Annotated in this window: 2 protein-coding genes; both read left to right on the top strand. The window is 41.8% G+C overall.

The window, feature by feature from the left end:
* A partial coding sequence (locus ACFILD_RS04905; protein WP_375664840.1) for a hypothetical protein occupies nucleotides 1–1,962 on the top strand: 1,962 nt, incomplete at its 5' end.
* A 16-nt stretch (nucleotides 1,963–1,978) separates the two neighbouring features.
* The coding region (locus ACFILD_RS04900; protein ID WP_375664839.1) for a transglycosylase SLT domain-containing protein at nucleotides 1,979–2,257 on the top strand (279 nt) is incomplete at its 3' end.

Raw genomic sequence — 2,257 nt, 5'->3', positions numbered from 1 at the left:
TCTTTAAAGCATGGTTTGAGTTTTAATTTAGATGATGAGATTGCGGGGATCACAGCGGCAGGACGTGATTCTGATGATGAGTTGGCAATAAAGGCTTTTGCGAAGGGGCTTTACAACTATTGGACTGGAGATAAGAAAACCATAGAAAAATATGAGAAAGAAGCTAATAGAATACGTGATTATTATCGTAGGATGAGTGATCAACATTATTGGACTTCTTTTGCTGGAAATGCTTTAGGGTCGGCAATTCCTTCCCTTGCGACTTTAGGAGGAGGATTGTTAGCCTCAGGAGCACGCTTTGTAGCGCCTACACTTGCAAGGAATGTGGCGGGGTCAAAATTAGGTCAAGCCTTTTTGAAAGCAGGTCAGTTACCCCCAAGTCGATTTGCAAGTCCATTTTTAGGCATCACGAACAAAACAACATTACCTCATTTGCTTAAAGTAGGAGCGGCATCTGGTGCATTACATGGCGCAGGAGAAGGCGAAGGGCTTGGTAATACACTTACAAGTACGTTATCTGGTGCAGGTTTAGGAGCGGGCGGGGCATTGGTTGGAAGTGCTTTAGGTCATTTGGCTGGTTATCCGGTAAGCGGAATACGAAGACTTTTTTCTCCTTCTCATAAGGAAGGTGTTGCAACAGACACGTTAAGAGCAATCAGTAAACATTTAGGTAAGGAGGCTTCTGAAGAGCTAGGAAACTCTTTTAAGAATGCAGTTCCTACCGATTACGTAGCTGATCATAGTCCTTTTTTACAGGATCTTGTTTTTGATATCGCGAAAAGAAATCAAGGAGCTTATCTTGATTTGACTAAAAGAGCTGGGCAGAGAGCGCTGGGAGGAGGGGAGCGTATTCATCAAGCTGCTGATGAACACTTTGTTCCTCGTCAAAATGTCACAGGTTTAAAAGATGATCTTATCGCGAGTAGAGAAGCAGAATCACATACTCTTTACGAAATAGCCAAGAAAACGCCGATAGGAGAAAAATATTATGGGGCTCTTAATGATTTAATGAAGCGTCCATACTTCAAACAAGCTTATGATGAAGGACTAAAGCGGTTTATTACGGATGGCAACAACGTTAGTCCGTTTTCTTCTCAAAAATTTAGTCTCCTTAAGGAGAAACCAAACATGGGGGCTCTTCATAAGACTAAAGAGGTTGTCGATTTAATGATAAGGACCGAAAAGAGACAAGGAGATAATAGCCAAGTTCGCAGTTTAGTTGGTATCAAGAAAAAATTATTAGAGCTTATGGATGATATATCGTCTGAATATAAGAAGGGACGGGCATTATATCATCAATATAGTTCAGATGTAGATGCTATGGGCGAAGGAGAAAAAGTCCTTAGAAAGTCGGTTAATAAGGATAAATTCAGTAAAATTTTTGATGAATTACCAGAGGGACAACAAGAATACTTTAAAAAGGGATCAAGAGCAAAACTTTTACAAGGCATGGGTCAAACAAAAGATGAAGTGTCCAAGGCAAAGGAGATTTTTGGTACAAATGATCTATATGAACGATTTGCGAAGACTTATGGAGCAGATAAAGCTTCTGCTGTTAAGAAGGTTGTCGATAGAGAAGCTAATTATGCAGATTTTTATAACAGAATACCCAATCGTGTAGCGAATGAAAAGATCTCTTTTACGCATAATGTCAGTATGCCAACGGGTAAACATGATGCAGCTGTACAATTAGCAAAAGCTGCTGGGAAGGCAGCTTGGATTCCTTTCAAAGAGGCGGCGTTTAGAGAGCGTCAACGGATTGAAAAGGATGTTGTCAAATTGTTAACAGGGGGGACACAGATTAAGAATGATCAAATTGTAGCTCTCATTCAACGCATGGTAAACGCGCATCATAAGGGATATGCGACAAAAGAATGGTTCAAAAAGCTTTCTGCTGCTTTGTTTGGAGGTGGGGGAAAAGCCTCAACGGAGGAGTTGAATTTATTGAGTGCATTTGAGTAAGGGAGGAGATTAGGCTATGACCCGTTATAGTCCTGCTGTTAATCAAGCGATACGGCAAACGGCAGCGCGATATGGTTTGCCAGAGAGCTATTTGTACCGTGTTGCGCAAGTGGAAAGTGGAGGCAATCCCAATGCAAGGAATCCCCGCTCTTCTGCTGGTGGGTTGTATCAATTTATAGACAGCACCGCCAAACAATATGGTTTGCAGGATCGTTTTGACCCCATGCAAGCGGCAGATGCCATGGGGCGGTTGACGCTTGATAATCGCAATCATTTAAGCCGCCTTTTGGGAAGA

This window comes from Bartonella sp. CL162QHHD, from assembly GCF_042195435.1.
Taxonomy (GTDB): Bacteria; Pseudomonadota; Alphaproteobacteria; order Rhizobiales; family Rhizobiaceae; genus Bartonella.
Note: the sequence above shows the minus strand (reverse complement) of the source record. Positions and strands in the feature narration are given on the sequence as shown.